The 23,149-nt window shown below is 55.9% G+C and carries 19 protein-coding genes, 1 pseudogene and 1 riboswitch; of the genes and pseudogenes, 10 read left to right on the top strand and 10 right to left on the bottom strand.

All coding sequences use genetic code 11. The features are described from left to right. Window positions 1–11 precede the first annotated feature (11 nt). The 10 genes from L2I46_RS26045 to L2I46_RS26000 all read left to right on the top strand — a co-directional run bounded on the left by L2I46_RS26045 (window position 12) and on the right by L2I46_RS26000 (window position 8,784). Window positions 12–509, top strand: a complete 498-nt coding sequence (locus L2I46_RS26045; RefSeq protein ID WP_023291598.1) for an Rsd/AlgQ family anti-sigma factor — start codon at window positions 12–14, stop codon at window positions 507–509. A 53-nt stretch (window positions 510–562) separates the two neighbouring features. Next, window positions 563–687: riboswitch (TPP riboswitch) on the top strand. Between the two features lie 84 nt (window positions 688–771). After that, a complete protein-coding gene (gene thiC / locus L2I46_RS26040) occupies window positions 772–2,667 on the top strand; it encodes a phosphomethylpyrimidine synthase ThiC (protein WP_023291597.1) in 1,896 nt (631 codons plus the stop codon). After that, complete coding sequence (gene thiE / locus L2I46_RS26035) at window positions 2,667–3,302, top strand: thiamine phosphate synthase (protein ID WP_032454537.1); 636 nt, start codon at window positions 2,667–2,669, stop codon at window positions 3,300–3,302. The genes thiC and thiE overlap by 1 nt, the downstream gene beginning before the upstream one ends. After that, window positions 3,295–4,050, top strand: a complete 756-nt coding sequence (gene thiF / locus L2I46_RS26030; RefSeq protein WP_032454536.1) for a thiazole biosynthesis adenylyltransferase ThiF — start codon at window positions 3,295–3,297, stop codon at window positions 4,048–4,050. Before thiE ends, thiF begins: the two co-directional genes overlap by 8 nt. After that, on the top strand, window positions 4,034–4,234 hold the full coding sequence (thiS, locus tag L2I46_RS26025) for a sulfur carrier protein ThiS (protein ID WP_032454535.1): 201 nt from the start codon (window positions 4,034–4,036) through the stop codon (window positions 4,232–4,234). Before thiF ends, thiS begins: the two co-directional genes overlap by 17 nt. A 1-nt stretch (window position 4,235) precedes the next feature. Continuing rightward, a complete protein-coding gene (thiG, locus tag L2I46_RS26020; protein WP_004206751.1) occupies window positions 4,236–5,006 on the top strand; it encodes a thiazole synthase in 771 nt (256 codons plus the stop codon). After that, window positions 5,003–6,136, top strand: a complete 1,134-nt coding sequence (gene thiH / locus L2I46_RS26015; protein ID WP_023291594.1) for a 2-iminoacetate synthase ThiH — start codon at window positions 5,003–5,005, stop codon at window positions 6,134–6,136. Before thiG ends, thiH begins: the two co-directional genes overlap by 4 nt. Before the next feature lie 316 nt (window positions 6,137–6,452). Then, on the top strand, window positions 6,453–7,985 hold the full coding sequence (locus L2I46_RS26010) for a sensor domain-containing diguanylate cyclase (protein WP_017901111.1): 1,533 nt from the start codon (window positions 6,453–6,455) through the stop codon (window positions 7,983–7,985). A 172-nt stretch (window positions 7,986–8,157) separates the two neighbouring features. After that, window positions 8,158–8,463, top strand: coding sequence for a PTS sugar transporter subunit IIB (locus tag L2I46_RS26005; protein WP_002884150.1), 306 nt, complete (start codon window positions 8,158–8,160; stop codon window positions 8,461–8,463). Window positions 8,464–8,466: 3 nt separating this feature from the next. Continuing rightward, window positions 8,467–8,784 (top strand): PTS lactose/cellobiose transporter subunit IIA, encoded by a 318-nt coding sequence (locus L2I46_RS26000; RefSeq protein WP_004206755.1) that lies wholly within the window; start codon window positions 8,467–8,469, stop codon window positions 8,782–8,784. Window positions 8,785–8,827: 43 nt separating this feature from the next. On the opposite strand, the gene dcuB is transcribed toward L2I46_RS26000, so the two are convergent. The 10 genes and pseudogenes from dcuB to tuf all read right to left on the bottom strand — a co-directional run. After that, the gene (gene dcuB / locus L2I46_RS25995; RefSeq protein WP_032454532.1) at window positions 8,828–10,168 is read right to left on the bottom strand and encodes an anaerobic C4-dicarboxylate transporter DcuB; all 1,341 of its coding nucleotides are present in this window, start codon (window positions 10,166–10,168) and stop codon (window positions 8,828–8,830) included. A gap of 398 nt (window positions 10,169–10,566) precedes the next feature. Continuing rightward, window positions 10,567–14,790, bottom strand: a complete 4,224-nt coding sequence (gene rpoC / locus L2I46_RS25990) for a DNA-directed RNA polymerase subunit beta' (protein WP_023291591.1) — start codon at window positions 14,788–14,790, stop codon at window positions 10,567–10,569. Window positions 14,791–14,866: 76 nt separating this feature from the next. Further along, entirely contained in the window at window positions 14,867–18,895 is a 4,029-nt protein-coding gene (gene rpoB / locus L2I46_RS25985) for a DNA-directed RNA polymerase subunit beta (RefSeq protein WP_004206758.1), read from the bottom strand. A gap of 324 nt (window positions 18,896–19,219) precedes the next feature. Beyond that, entirely contained in the window at window positions 19,220–19,585 is a 366-nt protein-coding gene (rplL, locus tag L2I46_RS25980) for a 50S ribosomal protein L7/L12 (RefSeq protein WP_002884142.1), read from the bottom strand. Window positions 19,586–19,651: 66 nt separating this feature from the next. Then, window positions 19,652–20,149: a 50S ribosomal protein L10 gene (gene rplJ, locus L2I46_RS25975; protein WP_001207203.1), complete on the bottom strand. Its 498-nt coding sequence runs from the start codon at window positions 20,147–20,149 to the stop codon at window positions 19,652–19,654. A gap of 289 nt (window positions 20,150–20,438) precedes the next feature. Then, window positions 20,439–21,143 carry a 50S ribosomal protein L1 gene (gene rplA / locus L2I46_RS25970; RefSeq protein WP_002884036.1) on the bottom strand — a complete coding sequence of 235 codons (705 nt, stop codon included), beginning with the start codon at window positions 21,141–21,143 and terminating at the stop codon, window positions 20,439–20,441. A 3-nt stretch (window positions 21,144–21,146) separates the two neighbouring features. After that, the gene (gene rplK / locus L2I46_RS25965) at window positions 21,147–21,575 is read right to left on the bottom strand and encodes a 50S ribosomal protein L11 (protein ID WP_002884034.1); all 429 of its coding nucleotides are present in this window, start codon (window positions 21,573–21,575) and stop codon (window positions 21,147–21,149) included. Window positions 21,576–21,731: 156 nt separating this feature from the next. Then, window positions 21,732–22,277, bottom strand: coding sequence for a transcription termination/antitermination protein NusG (gene nusG / locus L2I46_RS25960; RefSeq protein WP_001287521.1), 546 nt, complete (start codon window positions 22,275–22,277; stop codon window positions 21,732–21,734). A gap of 1 nt (window position 22,278) precedes the next feature. Beyond that, window positions 22,279–22,662: a preprotein translocase subunit SecE gene (gene secE / locus L2I46_RS25955; protein ID WP_002883772.1), complete on the bottom strand. Its 384-nt coding sequence runs from the start codon at window positions 22,660–22,662 to the stop codon at window positions 22,279–22,281. Between the two features lie 337 nt (window positions 22,663–22,999). After that, a pseudogene (tuf, locus tag L2I46_RS25950) lies at window positions 23,000–23,149 on the bottom strand (elongation factor Tu); the annotation flags it as partial.

Raw genomic sequence — 23,149 nt, 5'->3', positions numbered from 1 at the left:
CGGAGTCAATCATGCTAAACCAGCTGGAAAATCTGACGGAGCGCGTTGGCGGTAGTAATGAACTGGTCGATCGCTGGCTACAAGTGCGTAAGCATCTGCTCGTGGCTTACTACAATCTGGTTGGCCTGAAACCGGGCAAAGAGTCGTTTATGCGGCTAAACGAAAAGGCGCTGGATGACTTTTGCCAAAGTCTGGTGGATTACCTCTCGTCCGGTCATTTTAGTATTTATGAACGCATTATTGGCGAAATGGAAGGCGATACCCCACTTTTAGCCGCCACCCGGCTTTACCCGCAGCTGGAAGCCAATACCCAGCAGATGATGGACTACTACGATACCTGCCTCGAAAACGCCATTGATCATGATAACTACCTTGAGTTTCAGCAGGCGCTGTCGGATATCGGCGAGTCGCTGGAAGCGCGTTTCGCCCTGGAAGATAAACTGATCGCCCTCGCCGTCGCCCATCATCTGAACGATGAGGTGCGCGATAATATTGCCCCGACCGCTTGAGTTGTGCGCAATTAACGAGTAGTTTACCTTCATTCCCCCTCTCCGGAGGGGATGTCATCTTGTCGGAGTGCTTATTTTCCATGTGAAGGCTAACGTGGAAAAGGCTGAGACCGTTAATTCGGGATCCGCGGAACCTGATCAGGCTAATACCTGCGAAGGGAACAAGAGTAAACTGCTGTTCGCGTCAGTCCGTCAGGGCCGATCGCATCTGTTACTCCATCCGTCGTCTGACAAGCCATGTCCTTTTCATCTGGAATGCGCTATGTCTACTACCAAACTGACCCGTCGTGAGCTACGCGAGCACGCGCAGCGATTTATCGATACGCTGGAAGGCGCTGCTTTCCCTAATTCGCGCCGTATCTACATTCAAGGTTCACAAGCGGATATCCGCGTCCCAATGCGTGAAATCCAGCTCAGCCCAACCCTCGTCGGCGGCGATAACGATAACCCACAGTACGAAGCCAACGAACCGATCCCTGTGTATGACACCTCCGGACCTTATGGCGACCCGGATATTGGCATTAATGTCCGCCAGGGGCTTGCCAGGCTGCGCCAGCCGTGGATCGACGCGCGCAATGACTGCGCCCCGCTCAGCGAACGCAGCTCGGCCTATACCAAAGCGCGGCTGGCCGATGACGGCCTTGATGAGCTGCGCTTCAATAGCCAGCTGAAGCCAAAACGCGCCGTTGCCGGCAAATGTGTTACCCAACTGCACTACGCCCGCCAGGGGATCGTCACCCCGGAGATGGAGTTCATCGCCATTCGCGAAAACATGGGCCGCGAACGTATTCGCAGCGAAGTTCTGCGCCAGCAGCATGCCGGCGAAGGCTTCGGCGCCCGCCTGCCGGAAAACATTACCCCTGAGTTCGTCCGTGATGAAGTGGCCGCCGGGCGCGCCATCATCCCGGCCAATATCAACCACCCGGAGTCTGAGCCGATGATTATCGGCCGCAACTTCCTGGTAAAAGTGAATGCTAATATCGGCAACTCGGCGGTGACCTCCTCCATCGAAGAAGAGGTCGAGAAGCTGGTCTGGTCCACCCGCTGGGGCGCCGATACGGTGATGGATCTCTCCACCGGCCGCTATATCCACGAAACCCGCGAGTGGATCCTGCGAAACAGTCCGGTACCGATCGGCACCGTACCGATTTACCAGGCGCTGGAGAAAGTCAACGGCATCGCCGAGAATCTCACCTGGGAAGCCTTCCGCGATACCCTGCTGGAACAGGCCGAACAGGGCGTCGACTACTTCACCATTCACGCCGGCGTACTGCTGCGCTACGTCCCGATGACCGCGAAGCGTCTGACCGGCATCGTTTCGCGCGGCGGCTCAATCATGGCCAAATGGTGCCTGTCGCACCATCAGGAAAACTTTCTCTACCAGCATTTCCGCGAAATCTGCGAAATCTGCGCCGCCTATGACGTGTCGCTGTCGCTGGGCGATGGCCTGCGCCCCGGCTCCATTCAGGATGCCAACGACGAAGCGCAGTTCTCCGAGCTGCGCACCCTCGGCGAGCTGACGAAAATCGCCTGGGAGTATGACGTGCAGGTGATGATCGAGGGCCCCGGCCACGTGCCGATGCAGATGATCCGCCGCAATATGACCGAGGAGCTGGAGCACTGCCACGAAGCGCCGTTCTACACCCTCGGGCCGCTCACCACCGACATTGCGCCGGGCTACGACCATTTCACCTCCGGCATCGGCGCGGCGATGATCGGCTGGTTCGGCTGCGCCATGCTGTGCTATGTCACGCCAAAAGAGCATCTCGGCCTGCCCAACAAAGAGGATGTGAAGCAGGGGTTGATTACCTACAAAATCGCCGCCCACGCCGCCGACCTGGCGAAAGGTCACCCCGGGGCGCAGATCCGCGATAACGCCATGTCGAAGGCGCGCTTTGAATTCCGCTGGGAAGACCAGTTTAACCTCGCGCTGGATCCGTTTACCGCCCGGGCCTATCACGATGAAACCCTGCCGCAGGAATCCGGCAAAGTTGCCCACTTCTGCTCCATGTGCGGTCCGAAATTCTGCTCAATGAAGATCACTCAGGAAGTCCGCGATTACGCCGCCAGACAGGCCATCGACGCCGGCATGGCCGATATGTCGCATCACTTCCGCGCCCGCGGCGGCGAAATCTACCTGAAACAGGAGGAAGTCTGATGTATCAGCCTGATTTTCCACCCGTCCCGTTTCGTCTCGGACTCTACCCGGTAGTGGACAGCGTGGCGTGGATTGAGCGCCTGCTCAAAGCCGGGGTACGTACTCTTCAGTTACGCATCAAAGACCGACGCGACAGCGAGGTGGAGGATGACGTCATCGCCGCCATCGCCCTTGGCCGCCGCTATCACGCCCGGCTGTTCATTAACGATTACTGGCGACTGGCGATCAAGCACCAGGCCTACGGCGTGCATCTCGGACAAGAAGATCTGGAAACCACCGATCTGAGCGCCATCCGCCAAGCCGGGCTACGTCTGGGCGTCTCCACCCATGACGATATGGAGATTGATGTCGCCCTGGCGGCGCGCCCCTCTTACATCGCCCTGGGTCACGTCTTCCCGACGCAAACCAAACAGATGCCCTCCGCGCCGCAGGGGCTCGAGCAGCTTGCCAGACATATCCAACGCCTGGCGGATTACCCCACCGTGGCGATCGGCGGAATTAGCCTTGAAAAGGCCCCGGCGGTGCTGGCGACCGGCGTCGGCAGCATCGCAGTGGTCAGCGCCATCACCCAGGCGGCGGACTGGCGGGCAGCGACCGACCAGCTGCTGGCGCTGGCGGGAGCGGGCGATGAATGATCACGACTTTATGCGCTATAGCCGTCAGCTGCTGCTGGAGGATATCGCCATCGAGGGGCAGCAGAAGCTGTTAGCCAGCCGGGTGCTGATTATCGGCCTTGGCGGGCTGGGCTCCCCGGCGGCGCTCTATCTGGCCGGGGCTGGCGTCGGGACGCTGACCCTGGCCGATGACGACGCCGTGCATCTCAGCAATCTGCAGCGGCAGATCCTGTTCACCAGCGCGGATATCGATCGGCCAAAAGCCGCGGCGGCAAAGACGCGGCTCAGCCAGCTAAATCCGCAGATCAAACTGGTTGCGCTCCAGCAGCGATTAAGCGGCGAGGCGCTGCGCGCCGAGGTGGAGAAAGCGGACGTGGTGCTGGACTGTACCGATAACATGGTCACCCGCCAGGCGATCAATGCCGCCTGCGTGGCCCTCGACATCCCGTTAGTGACCGCAAGCGCCGTCGGCTTCGGCGGTCAGCTGATGGTGCTCACCCCCCCCTGGACGCAGGGCTGCTATCGCTGCCTGTGGCCGGATAGCGACGAACCGCAGCGCAACTGCCGCACCGCGGGGATCGTCGGCCCGGTGGTCGGCATGATGGGCACGCTGCAGGCGCTGGAGGCCATTAAGCTGCTCAGCGGCATGACGACGCCGCGCAACACTCTGCGGCTGTTCGACGCCCGCACCAGCAACTGGCGTAACCTGGCGCTACAGCGTTCCCGGGGCTGCCCGATTTGCGGAGGGCGGCATGCAGATCTGGTTTAACGACGAGCCGCTGGCGTGCGCCGACAAGCTCAGCGTCAGCGCCCTGCTGACCCAGCTCGAACAGCTGCAGCCGGGCGTCGCGCTGGCGCTCAATCAACACATTCTGCCGCGCGACCGGTGGGAAGATCATCTCTTGCAGGAAGGCGATCGAGTCCTGCTTTTTCAGGTTATCGCTGGAGGCTGACATGTTACGTATTGCAGACAAAACATTTGAATCCCATCTTTTCACCGGTACCGGCAAATTCGCCGCCCCGGAGGTGATGGTTGAGGCGATTCGCGCCTCGGGCAGCCAGCTGGTCACCCTGGCGATGAAGCGCGTCGATTTACGTCAGCACAATGACGCCATCCTCGCCCCGCTGCTGGCGGCGGGAGTCAGCCTGCTGCCGAATACCTCGGGCGCCAAGACAGCGGAAGAGGCGGTGTTTGCCGCCCGCCTGGCACGGGAAGCCTTGGGCACCCACTGGCTGAAACTGGAGATCCACCCGGACGCCCGCTGGCTGCTGCCCGACCCGATTGAAACCCTGAAAGCGGCGGAGCTGCTGGTCCGCGAAGGGTTCGTGGTGCTGCCCTACTGCGGTGCCGACCCGGTGCTGTGTAAACGGCTGGAAGAGGCTGGCTGCGCGGCGGTGATGCCCCTGGGCGCGCCGATCGGCTCCAATCAGGGGCTGGAAACCAAAGCCATGCTGGAGATTATTATCGAGCAGGCGACGGTGCCGGTGGTGGTCGACGCCGGCATCGGCGTCCCAAGCCATGCGGCGCAGGCGCTGGAAATGGGCGCGGACGCGGTGCTGGTCAATACCGCTATTGCCGTCGCCGACGATCCCGTGGCCATGGCCCACGCTTTCCGTATGGCGGTCGAGGCCGGCTTGCTGGCCCGTCAGGCCGGACCGGGGGCGCGCAGCGCGCAGGCGCAGGCCACCAGCCCGCTCACCGGATTCCTGGAGGCGCTGGCATGAAAACCTTCAGCGATCGCTGGCGGCAGCTGGAGTGGGACGACATCCGCCTGCGCATCAACGGTAAAACCGCCGCCGATGTCGAACGGGCGCTGGCGGCCAAACAGCTGACCCGCGACGACATGATGGCCCTGCTTTCGCCGGCGGCGGCCGGGTATCTTGAACCTCTGGCCCAGCGCGCGCAGCGGCTTACCCGTCAGCGCTTCGGCAATACCGTCAGCTTCTACGTGCCGCTGTATCTTTCCAACCTGTGCGCCAACGACTGCACCTACTGCGGCTTCTCGATGAGCAACCGCATTAAGCGCAAGACGCTGGATGCTGCCGAGATTGCCCGCGAGTGCGCCGCGATCCGCGACCTGGGCTTTGAGCATCTGCTGCTGGTGACCGGTGAGCATCAGGGCAAGGTGGGAATGGATTATTTCCGCCAGCACCTGCCGGCAATCCGCAGCCAGTTTGCCTCGCTGCATATGGAGGTGCAGCCGCTGGCGACCGACGAGTATGCCGAGCTGAAAACCCTGGGGCTCGACGGGGTGATGGTCTATCAGGAGACCTATCACGAAAGCATGTACGCTCAGCACCACCTGAAAGGGAAAAAGCAGGATTTCTTCTGGCGGCTGGATACGCCGGATCGCCTGGGCGAGGCGGGGATCGATAAGATCGGCCTTGGCGCGCTGATCGGCCTTTCCGACAGCTGGCGGGTGGACTGCTTTATGGTCGCTGAGCACCTGTTATGGCTGCAGCAACGCTACTGGCGCAGCCGCTATTCGGTCTCCTTCCCGCGTCTGCGTCCCTGCGCCGGCGGCATTGAACCGGCCTCGCTAATGGATGAGCGTCAGCTGGTGCAGACCATCTGCGCCTTCCGCCTGCTGGCGCCGGAGGTTGAGCTATCGCTATCCACCCGCGAGTCCCCCTGGTTCCGCGACCGGGTGATCCCGCTGGCGATCAATAACGTCAGCGCCTTCTCCAAAACCCAGCCCGGGGGTTACGCCGACGACCATCCGGAGCTTGAGCAGTTCGCGCCGCACGATGACCGTCGGCCTGAAGAAGTCGCCAGCGCGCTGGCTGCCCGCGGCCTGCAGCCGGTGTGGAAAGACTGGGACAGCTGGCTGGGACGCGCCTCGCAAACCTCATGATGTACAGTGTAAGCGCCTGATATTTTTGCGCGCCTGCACGAGAGATGAAAAACGGAGGCTGGCCCGCCAGGCGCCCTTTTTCTATTCTGCCCGGGTCAGCAGCGGACGCTGACCAGGGCGAACCTTTTCTTCCTCATTTTCGCCCTGCCTCTCCGCGCTGATCGAGGGCCTGTTCATTGTCGCCGAATATAAATCACGATACATGAAGGCCTCAGAGTTATAATTGAGCAATAGTTAACTGATTCGATCGGCAGGCGTCGCAGTCGCAACCTGCGTTCGGACCCATGGTTTATACATCCGGGACGATTAACGATTCATGGCTCTACACAACAGAAAGCTCTCTTTCACGACGCCGATCGTCGTGGGGTTTGCCGGCATCTTGCTCAGTTTTATGCTGATCGCTATTTTTGTCACCCTGGCGCAGCGAAAAGATTTTCTTGAAGATTATCACGACATTAACCGCAACTTTACCCACAACCTGGCGATCAACTACACGGAAACCCTGCTGCGGGAAAATGATTTTATCCTTGGGCGCGCGGTCGCCTTCTTTGCCCGCAATGACGAACTGAATCGCGCAGTCAATGTGGAACCGGAGAAAGGGTTAACGACGCTGATGCAGTTACAGAACATGATGCCGAGCGTCTCATCCATCTCGCTGGCGGATACCGAGGGCCACTATCTGCGCGCCCCGGAGGTGCTGGAAAATGAAGACAGTCAGGCTTTCGATCCCAGAACGCGACCCTGGTTTATCAAACAGGCGGAAGCCAGCACCTTCAGCCACTACACCAGCCCATATATGGATTTTTTTACCCACCATCCGACGATTACCATTTTCAAACCCATCATCACCCCGGAGGGGAAACTCAAGGGCAGCCTGGCCTTTCATCTCGATCTCACCTCCATGGGGTTCGCGCTGCGCCAGATGGTGGCCCCCGTACAGGGCGAGTTTTTTGTGGTGCAGCGTGATGGCAAAGTGGTCCTGCACTCCGACCCTGGCGCGCTGTTTAAACCCTTCGTCAGTAATGAGCTGATGGATAAAATGACCAGCGGCGAGGGGCAGCTTTACGATCCCGGGAGCGACACCTGGTATTACTATTACTCCTTTACCAATCCCGACTGGTTTGTGATTTTCCGTGTCGATAACACTACCCTGGTTAATCTGACGCGCCATGAAACCAATTTAGTGATCGGCGGTTTCGCCCTCGCGGCGATCATCATCATCCTGTTCGGCCTTTATCTGCGTCATGCCTCCCGCACCGTGCTGATGAATATCATCAATGCGATTAAAACCGGCGACGTCAAACGCGCCCCACGCCTCGAGGCGATGCTGAGTAAAGCCATTGAAACCAATAAGCAGCGCGAACTGACCTACGTCCGCCAGGCGACCATTGACGCGCTCACCGGCTGCAAGAACCGCCGCGCCTTCGACAGCGATATTGCCGCGCTGATGAACGATCATCAGCCGTTCGCCCTCGCGCTGGTCGATATCGATAACTTTAAATCGATCAACGACACCTGGGGTCACCTCAACGGCGATATCGTTCTGCGTAACGTCGCCCGCGAAGGGCTGCAGGTCCTCCAGCCGCTGGAGATATCCCTCTATCGCTATGGTGGTGAAGAGTTCGCGGTGGTCTTTCCTGCCGAACATATTGATAACGCCCGCACGCTGCTGGAAACATGGCGGGTAAACGTCGAACGGCGCACCTGGCGCGAAGATGGCCTGACGGTCACCTTCAGCGCCGGGCTGGGGGAATGGAACATGGAGCCGCTGGATAAACTGGTGGTGAGCGTCGATGAAGCGCTGTACAAAGCCAAACAGCAGGGTAAAAACCGTATCCTGCGCGCCTAGGACTTTAGCGCCGCAACCGCCCACTTCGGTGGGCTTTTTTATTTTTTCCGGCAAAAATGAAACCGGTTTCAATTTTTGTGTGATGACTTACACACAATCACGGTAAAGCGGTTGTCGCATCGCCAGGGCCGCGATAAACATAAGACATCACGGAACACAAGGGCCACTGACTATGAAGAATATCGTTTTGTGCTGTGCCGCCGGTATGTCTACCAGCATGCTGGTTCAGCGTATGCAAGATGCCGCGCAGAAGAAAGGTGTTGAGGTCTCAATCAAGGCCGTACCGGTCGCCGAGTTTAAAGATAATCTGGCCGCCGCCGACATTATTCTGCTCGGCCCGCAGGTGAAATATGAGCAGGCGAAGCTGCAGGCGCTTGCCGACCCGTTCGGCAAAAAGGTCGCCGTGATCGATATGATGGACTACGGCATGATGAAAGGTGATGCCGTTCTGGATAAAGCCCTTAAGATGCTGGAGTAATCGATGGAAGATTTAGAAACGATCATCATGGAGCTGCTGGTTAACGCGGGTTCTGCGCGCAGCGCGGCGCTGACGGCGCTACAGCTGGCGCGGAAAGGCGATTTTGCCGCAGCGGAGCAGGCCATGGCCGAGTCCCATGAGTTCGTCAAACATGCGCATAAAATTCAGACCCAGCTTATCGGCCTGGATGAAGGCAGCGGTAAGCTACCGGTCAACCTGATCACCGTGCATTCTCAGGACCATCTGATGAACGCCATGGTCATTCAGGATCTGGCGACCGATATGATTGAACTATACCGTCGCCTGCCCCTCGCGCAATAATCTCTCGAATTGAACGGGCGTCGCTGCCGGCGCCCGTCCCCGCTTACAGAAAGCCGTACATCGCAGCGAATACCCAGCCAAAAACGCAGGAGACGCCAACGCCGATGAGCCCGGGCAGGATAAAGCTGTGGTTAATCACAAAGCGGCCAATATGGGTGGTCCCTGAGCGGTCAAACTGGATCGCCGCCAGATCGCTGGGGTAGGTCGGCAGAATATAGTAGCCATAGCAGGCCGGCGCAGAAGCCACGATATAGGCCGGGTCGACGCCGATGGCCAGGGCCACCGGAACAATCGCCGCCAGCGCTGCCGCCTGCGAGTTTACAAACTTCGAAACCAGCAGCAGCACGATGGCATAGGCCCATGGATACTCTTTGACCATCTCCCCGAGCACGCCTTTAATTTCGGTCATGTGAGCGCCAAACATGGTCTCCGCCATCCAGGCGATGCCGTACACCGCGACGATAGCGATCATTCCCGAACGAAAGACCTCATTTTTGGAAATCGATGCCGGGTTGGTTTTAGTAATGATGATGATCAGCGCCCCGGAGAGCAGCATAAACATCTGGATCACCAGCACCATCGACAGCGGTTTACCGTCAAAGGTCGGGCGCAGTTCAGAGAAGGCGCCGAGCAGCGCCACCACAGCGATGGAGGCCAGAAAAATCCACATCGCTATCCAGTTGCTGGTGGGCAACTTTCTATCCAGCAGCGTCGCCGTATCGCCATAGACGTAATGGCGGTTCTCCGGTACCGCAATAAACGCCTGGAAGGCTTCGTCTTTATCCAGATCTTTGCCACGGAACCAGCTGAAGATGCCAATGGCTAAAATGCCCAGCAGTGTGGAAGGAATGGTTATCGCCAGCAGATCGAGAAACTCCAGATGTTTACCGTTAAAGGTAAAATTCCCCAGCATCGCCACCAGCGAGACCACCGCCACCGAGACCGGGCTGGCGATGATCCCCATCTGGGCGCCAATGGAGCTGGCGGCCATCGGACGCTCCGGGCGAATGTTATTCTTAATCGCCACATCGTAGATAATCGGCAGGATGGTATACACCACGTGACCGGTACCGCAGAGGATAGTCAGCGTGCAGGTGACGAAAGGCGCCACAATAGAGACATATTTTGGGTTTCGCCGCAGCAGCTTCTCGGCAATCTGCAACATGACATCCAGGCCGCCGGACGCCTGCAGCGTCGCCGAGGCGGCCACCACCGCAATGATCACCAGCATCACATCAACCGGCGGTTTACCCGGCTGGAGATGAAAAACAAAGACGAGGATCACTAAACCGATGCCGCCCAGCAGCCCCAGCGCAATACCGCCTTTTCGGGCACCATAAAACAGACAAATTAAGATAATAATGAGTTGTATCGCGAATTCCATGCAGCCCCCAGAGCCTGTCCGCTCAGACCTAAAGTAATGATCCCTACCTGCCTGCCGGGATTATTTCTGCGCCTTGTTGGGGGAAGCATGAGATGCAGCGTTCCCTCTCCAGAGCCGTCGCGCCGAAGATAAAGCAGCAGCAGTAATCCCATGATTCATCAGGTATTTTGAATATATCCTCTTTGAATTGTTTATTTTTTGATATGAGTAGAAGTTTTACCCATATATAAAGAAAGGTTTTTGAGGTGCAAGGCTAAAGGATATTTTTTATGAATTAATTGCTAAAAAATTGCATCCTGGATATGGCGTAAATGTAATTAAAGACGGGGACTGCGGAGAACAGGCAATAAAAAAGCCGGTCAGGAAACCTGACCGGCTTTTTAGCAGTGCATCAACGATTAATCGTTGTCAGAACCGCCCAGACCTGCGTTCAGCAGCTCTGCCAGGTTGGCAGATGCTTCTTCCACGCTCACCTGCGGTGCCGCCGGCAGTTCGCCAGCAGCGCGACGGCGCATACGATCCTGGTGGTACGCATAACCGGTACCGGCCGGGATCAGACGACCCACGATGACGTTCTCTTTCAGACCGCGCAGTTCGTCGCGTTTGCCCGCAACGGCTGCTTCGGTCAGCACGCGAGTGGTCTCCTGGAACGATGCCGCGGAGATGAAGGACTCGGTGGCCAGAGACGCTTTGGTGATACCCAGCAGATCGCGGGAGAACGTTGCGCCCACTTTGCCGTTCGCTTCCAGTTCGCGGTTTGCGATCTTGACGCGGGAGTATTCCACCTGCTCGCCTTCGAGGAAGTCGGAGCTGCCTGCGCTTTCGATGGTGGCTTTACGCAGCATCTGACGAACGATAACTTCGATGTGCTTATCGTTAATCTTAACGCCCTGCAGACGGTATACGTCCTGGACTTCGTTAACGATGTAACGGGTCACAGCATGTACGCCACGCAGACGCAGAATGTCGTGCGGTGCTTCCGGACCGTCGGAAACTACGTCACCACGTTCTACACGTTCACCTTCGAACACGTTGAGCTGACGCCATTTCGGAATCATCTCTTCGTACGGCTCGCTACCGTCTACCGGGGTGATAACCAGGCGACGTTTCCCTTTGGTTTCTTTACCGAAGGAAATGATACCGCTGATTTCAGCCAGGATAGCCGGCTCTTTCGGACGACGTGCTTCGAACAGGTCCGCAACGCGCGGCAGACCACCGGTGATGTCCTTGGTACCGCCGGATTCCTGCGGAATACGCGCCAGGGTGTCACCAGAGCTGATCTGTACGCCATCTTCCAGCTGAACAATCGCTTTACCCGGCAGGAAGTACTGAGCAGGCATATCGGTACCTGGGATCAGAACGTCGTTGCCCTGAGCATCAACGATTTTCAGCGCCGGACGCAGATCTTTACCACCTGCGGTACGTTCTGCAGAGTCCAGAACCACCAGCGAAGACAGACCGGTCAGCTCGTCGGTCTGACGAGTAATGGTCTGGCCGTCGATCATGTCAGTGAAGCGGATAAAACCACTCACTTCGGTGATAACCGGCATGGTGTGCGGATCCCAGTTTGCGACGGTTTCACCGCCGGCAACCTGCTCACCGTCGCCTTTCGCCATAACCGCGCCGTAAGGCACTTTATAGCTCTCTTTGGTACGACCGAATTCGTCGATCAGCTTCAGCTCGGTGTTACGAGAAGTGATAACCAGTTTACCGCTGGAGTTCACAACCGACTTCGCATTGCTGAGCTTGATGCTACCTTTATTTTTCACCTGGATGCTGGATTCAGCAGCCGCACGAGATGCCGCACCACCGATGTGGAACGTACGCATCGTCAGCTGTGTACCCGGCTCACCGATGGACTGTGCCGCGATAACGCCGATAGCCTCACCTTTGTTGATGATGTGGCCACGCGCCAGGTCACGACCATAGCAGTGCGCACATACACCAAAGTCAGTGTCACAGGATACAACGGAACGCACTTTGACGGAGTCAACGGAGTTCGCTTCCAGCAGGTCACACCAGTGCTCGTGCAGCAGCGTGTTGCGTGGAACCAGAATATCCGCAGTACCCGGCTTCAGCACGTCTTCCGCCGTCACACGACCCAGTACGCGATCGCGCAGCGGCTCTTTAACGTCGCCACCTTCGATAACCGGCGTCATAGTGATGCCTTCCAGGGTGCCGCAGTCGTCTTCAGTGACGACCAGGTCCTGGGCAACGTCGACCAGACGACGAGTCAGGTAACCGGAGTTCGCTGTTTTCAGTGCGGTATCCGCCAGACCTTTACGCGCACCGTGCGTGGAGATGAAGTACTGGAGTACGTTCAGACCTTCACGGAAGTTCGCGGTGATCGGCGTTTCGATGATGGAGCCATCCGGCTTCGCCATCAGACCACGCATACCGGCCAGCTGACGAATCTGTGCAGCAGAACCACGCGCACCGGAGTCGGCCATCATGTAGATGCTGTTGAAGGAAACCTGCTGCTCTTCCTGACCGTCACGGTTAATCACGGTTTCGGTTTGCAGGTTATCCATCATCGCTTTGGATACACGATCGTTCGCCGCAGCCCAGATATCGATAACTTTGTTGTAGCGTTCGCCCGCGGTCACCAGACCGGACTGGAACTGTTCCTGAATCTCAGCAACTTCCGCTTCCGCTTCGCTGATGATTTCGTATTTTTTCTCCGGGATGACCATGTCATCGATACCAACGGATGCACCTGAACGCGCTGCGTAAGCAAAGCCGGTGTACATCGTCTGGTCCGCGAAAATAACGGTCGGTTTCAGGCCCAGAATACGGTAACAGGTGTTCAGCATCTTGGAGATCGCTTTCTTACCAAGCGCCTGGTTCACGATAGAGAACGGCAGACCTTTCGGTACGATCATCCACAGAATGGCACGGCCAACGGTCGTGTCTTTCAGGCTGGTTTTCGCGACAAACTCACCATTGTCGTCTTTTTCGTATTCAGTGATACGCACTTTAACGCGCGCATGCAGAGAGGCCAGGCCGGCGCGATAAATACGCTCAGCTTCTTTCGGGCCAGTCAGCACCATGCCTTCGCCTTTGGCGTTAACACTGTCACGGGTCATGTAGTACAGACCCAGTACAACGTCCTGAGACGGAACGATGATTGGTTCGCCGTTCGCCGGGGACAGGATGTTGTTGGTAGACATCATCAGCGCACGCGCTTCCAGCTGGGCTTCCAGCGTCAGCGGTACGTGAACAGCCATCTGGTCACCATCGAAGTCGGCGTTGTATGCCGCACAAACCAGCGGGTGCAGCTGGATGGCTTTACCTTCGATCAGAACCGGTTCGAATGCCTGGATACCCAGACGGTGCAGGGTCGGCGCACGGTTCAGCAGGACCGGGTGTTCGCGGATAACTTCGTCCAGGATATCCCAAACGACAGCTTCTTCGCGCTCAACCATTTTCTTAGCGGCTTTGATGGTGGTGGCCAGGCCACGCAGTTCCAGCTTGCCGTAGATGAACGGTTTGAACAGCTCCAGCGCCATTTTCTTCGGCAGACCGCACTGATGCAGACGCAGGTATGGACCTACGGTGATAACAGAACGACCGGAGTAGTCAACACGCTTACCGAGCAGGTTCTGACGGAAACGACCCTGTTTACCTTTGATCATATCGGCCAAAGATTTCAGAGGACGTTTGTTAGAACCGGTGATCGCACGACCGCGACGACCGTTGTCCAGCAGGGCGTCAACCGCTTCCTGCAGCATACGTTTTTCGTTGCGTACGATGATATCCGGCGCAGCCAGATCCAGCAGACGTTTCAGACGGTTGTTACGGTTGATCACGCGACGATACAGATCGTTGAGGTCAGACGTCGCGAAACGACCGCCATCCAGCGGAACCAGCGGACGCAGATCTGGCGGCAGTACCGGCAGAACGGTCAGGATCATCCACTCCGGCTTGTTGCCAGACTGTACGAAGGCTTCCAGCAGCTTGATGCGCTTGGTCAGCTTTTTACGCTTGGTTTCGGAGTTGGTTTCGTTCAGCTCTTCACGCAGCTGCTCGCATTCCTGCTCCAGATCCATATTGCGCAGCAGCGCCTGGATCGCTTCCGCACCCATCTTCGCGTCGAATTCGTCACCGAACTCTTCCAGCGCGTCCAGGTACTGTTCTTCGGTCAGAATCTGGTTGCGTTCGAGGTTGGTCATGCCACCTTCGATAACCACATAGGATTCAAAGTACAGTACACGTTCGATATCGCGCAGCGGCATATCCAGCAGCAGGCCGATACGGGACGGCAGGGATTTCAGGAACCAGATGTGCGCAGTCGGACATGCCAGCTCGATGTGGCCCATGCGCTCACGACGCACTTTGGTCTGGGTCACTTCAACGCCGCACTTCTCACAGATCACACCGCGGTGTTTCAGGCGCTTGTACTTACCGCACAGGCACTCATAGTCTTTTACCGGCCCAAAGATACGGGCGCAGAAAAGGCCGTCACGCTCAGGTTTGAACGTACGGTAGTTAATGGTTTCCGGCTTTTTAACTTCACCGAAAGACCATGAACGGATCATGTCTGGCGAAGCCAGAGCAATTTTGATCGCATCAAACTCTTCGGTTTTAGTTTGCGCTTTCAGAAACTTTAATAAGTCTTTCACGGATTTGCTCCCGTCGGAGTTAGCACATTCCGCTGCCGGGCGTTAACCCGGCAGCAGTGACCTGTTTGAGCGAGAATTACTCGTCTTCCAGTTCGATGTTGATGCCCAGCGAGCGAATTTCTTTCAACAGTACGTTGAAGGATTCCGGCATGCCCGGTTCCATCTGGTGATTGCCGTCCACGATGTTTTTATACATCTTGGTACGACCGTTCACGTCATCAGACTTAACGGTGAGCATTTCCTGCAGGGTGTAGGCTGCGCCGTATGCTTCCAGCGCCCACACTTCCATCTCACCGAAGCGCTGACCACCGAACTGCGCCTTACCACCCAGCGGCTGCTGAGTCACCAGGCTGTAAGAACCGGTGGAACGCGCGTGCATTTTGTCGTCGACCAGGTGGTTCAGTTTCAGCATGTACATGTAACCCACGGTTACCGGACGCTCGAACTGCTCACCGGTGCGGCCGTCGAACAGGGTGATCTGACCGGAAGTCGGCAGGTCGCCCAGCTGCAGCAGCGCTTTAATTTCCGCTTCTTTCGCACCGTCGAACACCGGCGTTGCGATCGGCATACCTTTACGCAGGTTTTCAGCCAGACGCAGAACTTCTTCATCGCTGAAGGTATTCAGGTCAACTTTCTGACGAACGTCAGCGCCCAGATCGTAGGCACGCTGGATGAACTCGCGCAGTTTCGCGACTTCCTGCTGCTGTTTCAACATGGCGTTGATCTTATCGCCGATGCCTTTCGCAGCCATACCCAGGTGAGTTTCCAGGATCTGACCGATGTTCATACGAGACGGTACGCCCAGCGGGTTCAGGACGATATCTACCGGCGTACCGTTAGCATCGTGCGGCATATCTTCGATCGGGTTGATCTTAGAGATAACACCCTTGTTACCGTGACGACCTGCCATCTTGTCACCAGGCTGGATACGGCGTTTAACGGCCAGGTATACCTTAACAATCTTCAGCACGCCCGGTGCCAGATCGTCGCCTTGGGTGATTTTGCGGCGTTTCGCTTCGAGTTTTTTCTCGAACTCGTGTTTCAGTTCGTCGTACTGCTCAGCCAGTTGTTCCAGCTGATTTTGTTTCTCTTCGTCGGTCAGGCCCAGTTCCAGCCAGCGATCGCGCGGCAGTTTGTCGAGCTTCTCAGCTTCAACGCCACCGGAGACCAGCACCGCGTAGATACGACTGAACAGACCGGCTTCGAGGATCTGCAGTTCTTCAGACAGGTCTTTTTTGGCCTGCTTCAGCTGCATCTCTTCGATTTCCAGCGCACGTTTGTCTTTTTCTACGCCGTCACGGGTAAAGACCTGAACGTCGATAACGGTACCAGAGACACCGTTCGGTACGCGCAGAGAAGAGTCTTTAACGTCAGACGCTTTCTCACCGAAGATCGCACGCAGCAGTTTCTCTTCCGGCGTCAGCTGGGTTTCACCTTTCGGCGTAACCTTACCAACCAGAATGTCGCCGCCGGTCACTTCCGCACCGATATAAACGATACCGGACTCATCCAGTTTGGAGAGCGCAGCTTCACCCACGTTCGGGATGTCAGCGGTGATCTCTTCCGGCCCCAGCTTGGTGTCACGGGACACGCACGCCAGTTCCTGAATGTGGATAGTGGTGAAACGGTCTTCCTGGACAACACGCTCGGAAACGAGGATGGAGTCTTCGAAGTTGTAGCCGTTCCACGGCATGAACGCGACGCGCATGTTCTGACCCAGCGCCAGCTCACCGAGGTCGGTGGACGGGCCGTCGGCCAGCACGTCGCCGCGCTCGATAGGTTCGCCCAGGGACACGCAAGGCATCTGGTTGATGCAGGTGTTCTGGTTAGAACGGGTGTATTTGGTCAGGTTATAGATGTCGATACCCGCTTCGCCCGGGTACATCTCGTCTTCGTTAACTTTGATAACGATACGGGAAGCATCCACGTACTGAACGGTACCGCCGCGCTTAGCAACGGCAGTAACGCCGGAGTCGACGGCTACAGCACGTTCCATACCGGTACCAACCAGCGGCTTATCAGCGCGCAGAGTCGGAACGGCCTGACGTTGCATGTTCGCACCCATCAATGCACGGTTGGCGTCATCGTGTTCCAGGAACGGGATCAGGGACGCACCGACGGATACCACCTGCTGGGTGGATACGTCCATGTAGTCAACCTGGTCGCGGCTGAACAAGCTGGATTCGCCTTTGCTACGGCAGGTCACCAGATCTTCTACGAAGTGGCCGTTTTCATCCAGGTTGGAGTTCGCCTGAGCGATAACGTAGTTGCCTTCTTCGATAGCAGACAGGTAGTGAATTTCGTCGGTAACCACACCGTCGGTCACTTTACGATACGGCGTCTCGAGGAAGCCATATTCGTTGGTCTGCGCGTATACGGACAGGGAGTTGATCAGACCGATGTTCGGACCTTCAGGCGTTTCGATTGGACATACGCGACCGTAGTGAGTCGGGTGTACGTCTCGAACTTCGAAGCCTGCGCGCTCACGGGTCAGACCGCCTGGGCCGAGTGCGGAGATACGACGTTTGTGCGTGATCTCAGACAGCGGGTTGTTCTGGTCCATAAACTGAGACAGCTGGCTGGAACCAAAGAACTCTTTCACTGCTGCGGAAATCGGCTTGGCGTTGATCATATCCTGAGGCATCAGGGTATCCAGATCGCCCAGAGACAGACGCTCTTTCACCGCACGTTCTACACGTACCAGGCCAACGCGGAACTGGTTTTCCGCCATTTCGCCAACGGAACGGATACGACGGTTGCCGAGGTGGTCGATATCGTCCACTTCGCCTTTACCGTTACGGATATCGATGAGCTTCTTCATCACTTCGATGATGTCGTCTTTGCTCAGGATACCGGAACCTTCGATTTCGTCGCGCAGCAGAGAACGGTTGAACTTCATACGACCAACCGCGGACAGATCGTAGCGGTCTTCGGAGAAGAACAGGTTCTCGAACAGGCTTTCAGCGGCTTCACGAGTCGGCGGCTCGCCAGGGCGCATCATGCGGTAGATTTCTACCAGCGCGCTCAGACGATCGTTAGTCGGGTCGACGCGTACCGTTTCAGAGATGTATGGACCGTGGTCCAGATCGTTGGTAAACAGCGTTTCGATGCGCTTGTGGCCAGACTGGCTCAGCTTAGCCAGCAGATCCAGGCTCAGCTCCATGTTCGCCGGGCAGATCAGTTCGCCAGTCGCTTCATCGATATAGTCTTTAGCCGCCACTTTGCCCGCGATATATTCAACCGGCACTTCGATATGCTTGATATCGTCTTTTTCCAGCTGACGGATATGGCGAGCCGTGATGCGACGGCCTTTCTCAACGTACACTTTGCCGTTGGCTTCGATATCGAAGGAGGCGGTTTCACCGCGCAGACGCTCCGGAATCAGCTCCATCTGCAGCTTGTTGTCGCGAATTTCAAAGACCACTTTTTCGAAGAACAGGTCAAGGATCTGCTCAGTGGTGTAATTCAGCGCGCGCAGGATGATGGTAGCCGGCAGCTTACGACGACGGTCGATACGAACGAACAGGTTGTCTTTCGGGTCGAATTCGAAGTCCAGCCAGGAACCGCGGTAAGGGATGATACGTGCGTTATACAGAACCTTACCGGATGAGTGAGTCTTACCTTTGTCACTGTCAAAGAAGACGCCCGGGCTACGGTGCAGCTGAGAAACGATAACACGCTCGGTACCGTTGATGACGAAGGTACCGTTGTCGGTCATGAGCGGGATTTCGCCCATGTAGACTTCTTGTTCTTTAATGTCCTTGACGGTGCCTTCCGGCGCTTCGCGCTCGTAGATCACCAGACGCAGTTTTACGCGCAGCGGTGCAGAGTAAGTCACGCCACGGATCTGACATTCTTTAACGTCAAAAACCGGTTCGCCCAGACGGTAGCTGACGTATTGCAGCTCGGAATTACCGCTGTAGCTCTGAATCGGGAACACGGAACGGAAAGCAGCTTCCAGACCGTACTGCCCTTCAGGATCTTGCTCGATAAACTTCTGGAACGAGTCAAGCTGGATAGAAAGGAGATATGGCACATCCAGAACTTGTGGACGTTTACCAAAATCCTTACGAATACGTTTTTTCTCGGTATAGGAGTAAACCATAGGGTTCCTCAGCTCGCTGACAAGTCGACCCATCTGCCCGCAGAGGGCAGTTTTTTATGCAACACTATTTTGTTGACCGGAAAATGGAACACTTTCCGCAATGCCTGTTGCTATCACGCTTAAACCATTTCATTGCGATTTACACAGCCCAGGAACCCTAACCTGTCGCAGTATATTAAGTCGTCGATAGAAACAAGCATTGAGAGGCAAACCAGTAGTCAAACAGCGTGAAACGCTACTGGCGCCTTACAGCGCAAAAAGGCTGGTGACCAAAAAGTCACCAGCCTCAGCCTGATTTCTCAGGCTGCAACCGGAAGGGTTGGCTTATTTAACTTCAACTTCAGCGCCAGCTTCTTCCAGAGATTTTTTCAGAGCTTCAGCGTCGTCTTTGCTGATGCCTTCTTTCAGTGCAGCCGGAGCAGATTCTACCAGGTCTTTAGCTTCTTTCAGACCCAGGCCAGTCGCGCCACGTACTGCTTTGATAACAGCAACTTTGTTAGCGCCAGCAGCTTTCAGAATTACGTCGAATTCAGTTTTTTCTTCAGCAGCTTCAACCGGGCCAGCAGCTACAGCTACAGCAGCAGCAGCGGAAACACCGAATTTTTCTTCCATTGCAGAGATCAGCTCAACAACGTCCATTACGGACATAGCGGATACTGCTTCAATGATTTGATCTTTAGTGATAGACATTTAAATTGTTCCTGAATATCAGAATAAGTTTATACGTAAGCGAATGCTTTACAATGATAACTGCGATTAAGCAGCTTCTTTCGCATCGCGTACAGCAGCCAGAGTACGAACCAGTTTGCCAGCCGAAGCTTCTTTCATGGTTGCCATCAGGCGTGCAATTGCTTCTTCGTAGGTCGGCAGAGTTGCCAGGCGGTCGATCTGCGACGCCGGGATCAGCTCACCTTCAAAGGCAGCGGCTTTGACCTCAAATTTTGCATTCGCTTTCGCGAACTCTTTGAACAGACGAGCAGCAGCGCCCGGGTGTTCCATAGAGTATGCAATCAGGGTCGGACCAACAAACGTGTCTTTCAGGCACTCGAACTGAGTACCTTCAACGACGCGGCGCAGCAGGGTGTTACGAACAACACGCATGTATACGCCAGCTTCACGACCTGCTTTACGCAGTTCAGTCATTTTATCTACAGTTACGCCACGGGAATCCGCAACTACTGCAGACAGCGCGCCTTTGGCTACTTCGCTGACTTCAGCAACAATCGCTTGTTTGTCTTGAAGATTTAAAGCCATTAGCTTTGCTCCTGGATGTTTGCCAGAGCCTATGCTCTGGAACTCACTTCACTCAATTCAACGAATAGAGCGTCTAAATACGGTGAGCAGAAACAAGCCAGAATATCCAAAAATAATCTTAGCGTTCTGTCACCGTCTACGCAGGGGATTAAGTTTCTTGCGAAACACCTGCGGTCTTCGACGGAGGCCTGGATAGGCCAGGCTCCAACGAACAATTCGGTTAACTGCTAACCATCGTTAGCAAACGTGGGCGAAGATTGTAGACAAATTCGCCGCCCACGTAAAGGCATTAGTTTGCAGAAGCGTTCAGGCCAGCCTGATCTACTGCAACACCTGCACCCATGGTGGTGGAGATGCTAACTTTCTTGATGTACACGCCTTTCGCCTGAGTCGGTTTTGCTTTTTTCAGCGCAACCAGCAGAGCTTCCAGGTTTTCTTTCAGTTTGTCAGCATCAAAGTCCACTTTACCGATGGTGGTGTGGATGATGCCGTTTTTGTCGTTACGGTAACGAACCTGACCTGCTTTCGCGTTTTTAACCGCTTCAGCAACGTTCGGAGTTACGGTACCCACTTTCGGGTTCGGCATCAGGCCACGCGGACCCAGAACCTGACCCAGCTGGCCAACAACGCGCATTGCATCCGGGGAAGCAATAACAACGTCAAAGTTCATTTCGCCTTTTTTGATCTGCTCAGCCAGATCTTCCATACCTACCAGCTCAGCGCCTGCAGCTTTAGCAGCTTCAGCGTTTGCGCCCTGGGTAAATACGGCTACGCGAACGGAACGGCCAGTACCGTGCGGCAGTACAGTTGCGCCACGGACGTTCTGGTCAGATTTACGCGCGTCGATGCCGAGGTTAACGGCAACGTCTACGCTTTCGGTAAATTTAGCGGTGGCCAGCTCTTTCAGCAGAGCGATGGCTTCGTTGATGTCGTACTGTTTAGTTGCATCAACTTTCTCACGGATCACGCGCATGCGCTTGGTCAGTTTAGCCATTTCTTAGTCCTCCACTACCAGGCCCATGGAACGTGCAGTACCTTCGATGGAGCGAGTCATCGCTTCAATGTCGGCACCAGTCATGTCGGCAGCTTTGGTCTGCGCGATTTCCTGCAGCTGAGCGCGGGAGATTTTACCCACTTTATCTTTGTTCGGCTTACCGGAACCAGACTTGATGCCTGCAGCTTTCTTCAGCAGAACAGCAGCCGGCGGAGTCTTGGTAACAAAGGTAAAGGAACGGTCAGCGTAAACGGTGATAACAACCGGGATCGGCAGACCTTTCTCCAGGGAATCAGTTTTGGCGTTGAACGCTTTGCAGAATTCCATGATGTTCACGCCCTGCTGACCCAGTGCTGGGCCGACCGGCGGGCTCGGGTTCGCCATACCAGCTGCAACCTGCAGCTTGACGTAGGCTTGGACTTTCTTAGCCATTCTTAAATCCTCAAATTGGGTATTAACGCTTCAGAGAAGCTCCCCGTGATTAAACATCGTTTTACGGGCCGGGCCCATAAAAACAAAAGGCGCGAAATTGTATGCCAATTTCGCGCCCTATGCAACGCTTAAATCGCTGCTTTTTTGATCGCCGGCTTACGCCTTCTCAACCTGGCTGAAGTCCAGTTCTACCGGGGTCGCACGACCGAAGATAGAAACGGAAACTTTCAGGCGGGACTTCTCATAGTCCACTTCTTCCACCACGCCGTTAAAGTCAGCGAACGGACCGTCGTTAACGCGAACCATTTCACCCGGTTCAAACAGCGTTTTCGGACGCGGCTTATCGCCAACCTGCTGCAGACGATTCATGATGGCGTCGACTTCTTTGTCGCTGATCGGCGCCGGACGGTCAGAGGTACCGCCGATGAAGCCCATCACGCGCGGTACGCTGCGCACCAGGTGCCAGCTTGCGTCGTTCATGACCATCTGGACCAGAACGTAGCCCGGGAAGAATTTACGTTCGCTTTTGCGACGCTGGCCGCCACGGATCTCAACCACTTCTTCGGTCGGGACCATGACTTCGCCAAATAACTCTTCCATGTTGTGTAATTTGATATGTTCACGCAGCGACGTGGCTACGCGACCTTCAAAACCGGAAAACGCCTGAACGACGTACCAGCGCTTTTTAGGAGCTTCAGACATCTCAGAACCTCAGGCCAGTGATAAAGGAGACCAGGCGAACCAGAATACCATCCAGTCCCCACAGGATCAGTGACATTACTGCAGTCACGGCAGCAACAATCAGCGTAGTATGCAGCGTTTCCTGGCGAGTCGGCCAAATCACTTTACGAACTTCGGTTCTCGCTTCGCGAGCAAAAGCAACGGTCGCCTTACCTTTCGTCGTCAACAGCGCGACGCCACCGGCAGCAGCAATAAGAATAACCACGGCCAGCGCACGCACCGCCAGCATAATGTCGCGATAAAGGAAGTTGCCCACGATCGCCACGATCAGCAGCACGGCAACGATAATCCACTTCATCGCTTCCAGGCCGCGCCCGCTCCCTTGAGCTTCGGTATTCGCACTCATAAACCAACCTGTCAGAAGTATTCTACAAACAATTTCACCCCGCGGGGGCGAGGCGATCCAAACCGAAATTAAGTTTCGGATTATACACTTAACTATTCAAATTGCTTCAACGCTGACGGTTCTGTCGCCCCTGCCCTGCTGTTGCAAAGAAGGATACTGATTTGCCGTCGCACTACCGCTCGAATGGTTTGGTGTATAAACGCCCTCTTCAGAGCCTGTCTCAGCAATGATTATGACAAATAAAATCACTGATGAGCCAGGTTCTGGTGTGAAAGCGTGCAAAAAGGGCATCAAATGATGCCCTTTTATTGCGCATTGCGTCAAATGTTATCAGCGATTAGCCGAGAACTTTAGCAACCACGCCCGCGCCAACGGTACGACCGCCTTCACGGATTGCGAAACGCAGACCATCGTCCATCGCGATCGGGTGGATCAGGGTAACAACCATTTTGATGTTGTCGCCCGGCATTACCATCTCTACGCCTTC

This window comes from Klebsiella sp. 2019SCSN059 (assembly GCF_021739525.1).
Taxonomy (GTDB): Bacteria; Pseudomonadota; Gammaproteobacteria; order Enterobacterales; family Enterobacteriaceae; genus Klebsiella; species Klebsiella quasipneumoniae.
Note: the sequence above shows the minus strand (reverse complement) of the source record. Positions and strands in the feature narration are given on the sequence as shown.